Source organism: Bacteroides sp., from assembly GCF_028690125.1.
Lineage (GTDB): Bacteria > Bacteroidota > Bacteroidia > Bacteroidales > Bacteroidaceae > Bacteroides.
In genome coordinates this window covers 1-5,400 of record NZ_JAQVBV010000096.1, presented here as the reverse complement: position 1 = coordinate 5,400, position 5,400 = coordinate 1, and the positions used below count along the sequence as shown (strand labels likewise).

The following is a 5,400-nucleotide window of genomic DNA, read 5'->3' as shown; positions in this document are numbered from 1 at the left end:
CTTTTGGAGGAGCGCATCACTACCGAATGGTTTATCAGCGCAAAAGAAGCCGTAGAATTTGGAATCTGTGACGAGATTATTTCCGATCTCGACCTAATCCTGTAGGTGACGTATGGCGAAGACGAAAGCATCTCCTAGCGCGACCTACAGAAATAAAGAAGAACAACTGAAAAGCCTTAATAGCCACATTTTTTATGGGCTTACTCTCGATGACGAGCAACGCGAATTCAGAGATCAAATTTGGAATCCGGATAAAATCATCATATTCTGTGATGCTCTTGCTGGTACAGGAAAAACCACAATAGCGACGCTGACCGCAAACCTTCTTGTAAGCAATGGCCCGTATGACGGGATTATCTATGTTGCCGCGCCGGTAACAGAAAACAAGGTAGGGTTCCTGCCGGGAACTCTTGAGGAGAAGACGGAGCGTTTATTTGATGGGTTCGCCCAAGCATGTATTCGTGGGAATATTGATCCTGAACGAGTAATTAAGCAGAAATGCAGTATGGAGAGCATCAAAGAAGGAACTGCCTACATTGAGTGCATTTCTAATGTCTATCTGCGCGGAGTTAACTTAGGAAATCCAGATTCCCGCATGGTAGTGATTGTGGACGAAGCGCAAAATAATACAGTCCACGAGCTTAGAAAGATTCTTACAAGGTGCGGAGACTACGATAAGATAATCGTTCTTGGGAACGAAGTCCAGTGTGATTTGCCAAATCCTAAAAATAGTGGGTTCACAAAATACCTTGACCATTTTAAGGACGACCCACGCACGGCGGTTTGTAAACTAACACAGAATTATCGGGGTTGGATAGCTGATCATGCAGACAAGTTGAGGGGATAGATATTAGAGCGAAATTCGATAAGGAATATTCAACTCAATTCAAAGAAGAAGTTAAATATCTCAAATCAGTCGGGATTAAATATACCTTTGTAAAAGATGTTTGTGGAATCAGCACCTATAAGTATACGAGGACGCCAGCATTGTTTTATGCTTTGGCGTCTTTTTATGAGCGATTAGAAATAGGGGGATTGGACGATGGGACGGAGAACAAAAATTGAGGAATGCATTGGCAAAAGGTATGGAAATTGTGTGATAATCGGAGAGGCGAACGAGTTAAAAATATACGGATCATTCACTGTACGATGTAGATGCGATTGTGGAAACGAGTTTGACGTTAGGCTTTGCGCTCTGAAATCTGGTAATACAAAAGGTTGTGGGTGTCAGAAGAATGCTGTGCAAAGCGACGAAAGAAGAATGAAAAGAACTCGTGATTTAACCGGAATGACTTTCGGGAATCTTACAGCTATATCATTGCACCCTACGCCAAAATATACCAAAACAAAATGGAAATGTTTATGTGCGTGCGGGAATACAGCTATCGTCTCTGCTTACCCACTTACACATGGACACACGACATCCTGTGGGTGCGTAAAATCTATTGGAGAAAATTTATTATCCGAATACTTGCGAAACAACGGTATTAGTTTTTCAGTCCAAAAGGTTTTTAATCGGTGTAAAAATATCAAACCGCTAAGGTTTGATTTTTATATTCCAAGAGCATTTATAGCAGTTGAATTTCAAGGAAAACAGCACTACGAACCAATCGGATTCTTTGGTGGAGAAGAAGCGTTACGTAGTTGTCAAGAACGCGACGAAATAAAGAGAACCTTCTGCAATGGTGAGGGGATCGAATTAATTGAAATCAGATATGACGCTCTTGATAAAATTCCTCTAGCGATAGAAAAAATAAAGTCGTATATTGTAGATAGCGAAACATCAAAACTAGCAGATTTGTTAGATTAAAGGAGATTAATATGGCTAAACAATCTCAATCCATATCATTCCGTAATGCGGTTCTGAATACCGATGATATGACAATCACAGAGTACGAAAAGGAAGATACTAAAGTCTATGATCTTATGAAGGTTCTAAAGGAATTTCACGGCAAAGAGGGTTTGTCTGCCATGTTTAAGTTTGGCGATGATCGGATGCCGGACGGGGAGTGAGTACACTGCTAGAGCGAAAAGGAAATGAAGGATATTACGACTACTTAGATCGGCTTTATTCAAACAAGGCGACATATGGGATTGATTGCAATAAAATTGCAGTTCTGATGAATAATGAATTCCATACCGATTTTGGGGAAAGCAAATTCAGGAAACAGTGGACTTATTTCAACGATGGCAGAATGTATGAAAAAGAACTGCGGAAGCAGAACGTACATAAGTGGATTCTCTCTATTAGCGATTTGCATGTGCCTTATCAGTTGCCGATTGATACATTTGTTGAGTATTCGGGCAAAATAGATACGCTTGTTCTTAATGGTGATATTTTAGATTGCCAAGCTCTATCCAAGTTCAATAAAGTATACCGAGATTCCCCGATGGACGAAATCATTCAAGCAAGACAATATCTAATTGATCTAATTGACATGCTCATGCCGAATGAAATCTATGTTACCGTAGGCAATCACGATGTTCGTATGCAAGCGTATTTAAGCAAAGCGCTTGACTCTGATCTACTTGAACTCATGCCAATGACCGCCCTAGACCTTATCGTTGAAGATGGAATGCGTCGTTATGACAAACGAAGTAAGGCAAAAATCTGGTACGACCCTCTTATAAAGGTGTTCCCAGATATTAAGTTTCATTTTGATGGCGGATGGTCTTGTAAAGTCGGAAAATCTTGGTTCTGCCACCCAATGGCATTTTCAAGCGGGAATTTAAAGACCGCAGAGCGTGCTATGGAATATTTCCTTAAATCGGACGATGAACCCTTCGATTCATTAATTCTAGCCCATACCCATCGTACCGGCGATCTGAAAAAAGGACGCATTACGATATTTGAACAAGGCGCATGTTGTCGTACTGAGAAGATGGATTATACCGATGGGCGGTTGACAGACCCGCAGCAGAAAGGGTTCATTCTCGTCGCGCAGGATAAAGAAGGAAACCTGCTGTACGATGCCACTAAGCGTATTATTTTGTAAAACACACCCGCTTTTGACTGTATATCGATTTGCGGGTTGGAGAATAGACTGTTATTCTATTCTCCTTGCATAGACAAAAGAAAGGAGTGAAGAAAGTGGGTAGAAAAACTCAGCAGAATAAAATTACTTCGCCGGAATTGCTCTCCAAAATAAACCCAGAGAATCGTAGACTGCTTGAAGATTTCCTTACGTACTTAAAATCAATCCAGCGAAGCGATGCTACGATTTTGAGTTATAAGAACGATCTCGAAATTTTCTTCACTTGGAACCTCATCAATAACGGGAATAAAGTTTTTGTCAAGACATCTAAGCGTGATATTATTTCATATCAGAACTGGCTGATAAATACTAACGGGAATAGCCCCGCTCGTGTGCGCAGACTCAAAAGCACTTTGTCTTCACTTTCAAATTATATTGAAAATATACTTGACGACGAGTATGAAGGCTTCCGACCAATTATCCGCAAAGTGGAAAGTCCAATAAATCAGGCAGTCCGTGAGAAGACAGTATTGACAGAGGAACAAGTTGATTCTCTACTGGCTGCTCTCGTAGCCGACAAACAGTATGATAAAGCCTGTCTTTTGGCGCTGGGAGCATATTCTGGGCGCAGGAAGAAAGAGTTGCTGCGCTTTAAGGTTTCATTTTTCTCCGATGATAACATCATCTATGGGTCGTTATATAAAACCCCAGAGAAGATAAAAACAAAGGGTCGCGGAATGGGTAAATTTCTCCACGCCTATGTTTTGGCAAATAAATTTAAGCCTTACTTTGATTTCTGGATGAATCAGCGAAAAGAAATCGGACTCGAGAGCGAGTGGTTGTTCCCCAGTAGAGAAGATCCGTCTCAACACATGAATCCCGACACCCTTAATTCCTGGGCGATTACCTTTAGCAGGATTTTGGGGGTTCCTTTTTATATTCATGCGCTTCGTCACCATTTTACTACTGAACTCTCAAAGAGCGGTCTTCCGGACGATGTTATTAAAAGTCTTGTGGGCTGGGAATCAGTGCAGATGGTAAGTGTCTACAAAGATATTGACGCCGACGAAGAAATCGGCAAGTATTTTGACGAAGATGGCGTAAAACCAGTTGAGAGAGCCAAGTTATCAGACCTATAAATCAAATTCTACTTCTATTCACTTAACTTGAAAGGAGTTGCCTTCTATTCCACGCGTACTAAAAACTACCGCCAAGAAACCAAAGGCTGAAAAAGAGAAGTTCACCTGTATGTGCTGTATGATCGAAAAGAGCGAAGACAACTTCTACAAGAGCCAATGGACAAAGGTATGGAACCATTCCGGCAGGCGCGTGCTTTTCTGTAAAGACTGCATTGACAAGATAATGCAGGAATACACGCCTCGCTATGGCGAAAAGACCGCACTAATCATTGCACTCGCTCTCCTTGATATGCCATTCTATGCAACGACATACAAAGGCATAATCGAGGCCAATTCGATTTTCAACGTGGGCATGTATGTCAGAATGCTGAATGGTCGCCAGTACCAATACCAGACATTCGCCAACACTCTGGTTAGCGGAGAACTCCAGAAAACAGACAATGAAGTCCGCGAGGAACGCGAGTCTAAGTGGAGCAAATCCGATAAGCAGAACATGAATTTCGCCATTTCTGTCGTCGGATATGATCCGTTTGACAATTGCGGCATGTCAGAGGAAGACCGCAAGTATTGTTTCAACATGCTTGCTGGATATTGTGACACAGACGGAATAAAAGACGATGGTCATAAAATTCAGAGCGTTATTCAGATTACACAATCACAGCTTCAATGCCGAAAGCTGGATGAATTTATCAACCAAGAGTTGCTTGGTACTCATCCAGACGAAGGTAGACTCAAAAACCTTTCTGACACAAAAACTAAACTTCTATCTGCAATTGCAAAAATAGCTCAAGACAACAATATCTCGTCAGCATATAACAAGGCTACCGGAATTGGCAAGAATACGCTCTCTCAGAAGATGAAAGAGATGGATTCAGACGGGTTTGAAAAAATCAAAGTCAACATGTTCGATATTACTACGTCTGATGCCATGAAGCAAATCGCGGATTTGAGTAATCGAAGCATTTTGGAGCAGTTGACATGGGACGCTAACGACTACACAGAAATGGTCAAAGAACAGCGCGAGATTATTCTTAAACAAAATAAAGAACTCGATCAGGCACTTGAAGAACTTCGGATTGCGAAGAACAAACTTATCGATATTGAACAAGCGAAAAAAAGAAAGTAGGCGTGAATTATGTATGTGAACACGCCTATGTCGAAAAAAGAACTCTCTCAACGCAAACTAGAAGAATACGAAAAGTATACTCGTGTAATTCAAGAGGGGCGCAAGAATCCAATCTGGTTCATTGAGGAATTCTTTGGAGTAAAACTGTTTGACTACCAGA

6 protein-coding genes are annotated in these 5,400 nt (G+C 41.3%); all 6 read left to right on the top strand.

Translation table 11 applies throughout. The annotated features are described in order from the left end of the window. Nucleotides 1–112: 112 nt before the first annotated feature. Nucleotides 113–847: a PhoH family protein gene (locus PHO71_RS25125; protein ID WP_300208927.1), complete on the top strand. Its 735-nt coding sequence runs from the start codon at nt 113–115 to the stop codon at nt 845–847. Between the two features lie 414 nt (nt 848–1,261). Beyond that, the gene (locus PHO71_RS25120; RefSeq protein ID WP_300208926.1) at nt 1,262–1,810 is read left to right on the top strand and encodes a hypothetical protein; all 549 of its coding nucleotides are present in this window, start codon (nt 1,262–1,264) and stop codon (nt 1,808–1,810) included. A gap of 11 nt (nt 1,811–1,821) precedes the next feature. Continuing rightward, entirely contained in the window at nt 1,822–2,013 is a 192-nt protein-coding gene (locus tag PHO71_RS25115) for a YonK family protein (RefSeq protein WP_300208925.1), read from the top strand. Nucleotides 2,014–2,120: 107 nt separating this feature from the next. Then, nucleotides 2,121–2,996, top strand: a complete 876-nt coding sequence (locus tag PHO71_RS25110) for a metallophosphoesterase (RefSeq protein ID WP_300208924.1) — start codon at nt 2,121–2,123, stop codon at nt 2,994–2,996. A gap of 65 nt (nt 2,997–3,061) precedes the next feature. Then, the gene (locus PHO71_RS25105) at nt 3,062–4,114 is read left to right on the top strand and encodes a site-specific integrase (protein WP_300208923.1); all 1,053 of its coding nucleotides are present in this window, start codon (nt 3,062–3,064) and stop codon (nt 4,112–4,114) included. A gap of 37 nt (nt 4,115–4,151) precedes the next feature. Further along, entirely contained in the window at nt 4,152–5,240 is a 1,089-nt protein-coding gene (locus tag PHO71_RS25100; RefSeq protein WP_300208922.1) for a hypothetical protein, read from the top strand. The last annotated feature ends 160 nt before the right edge of the window (nt 5,241–5,400 follow it).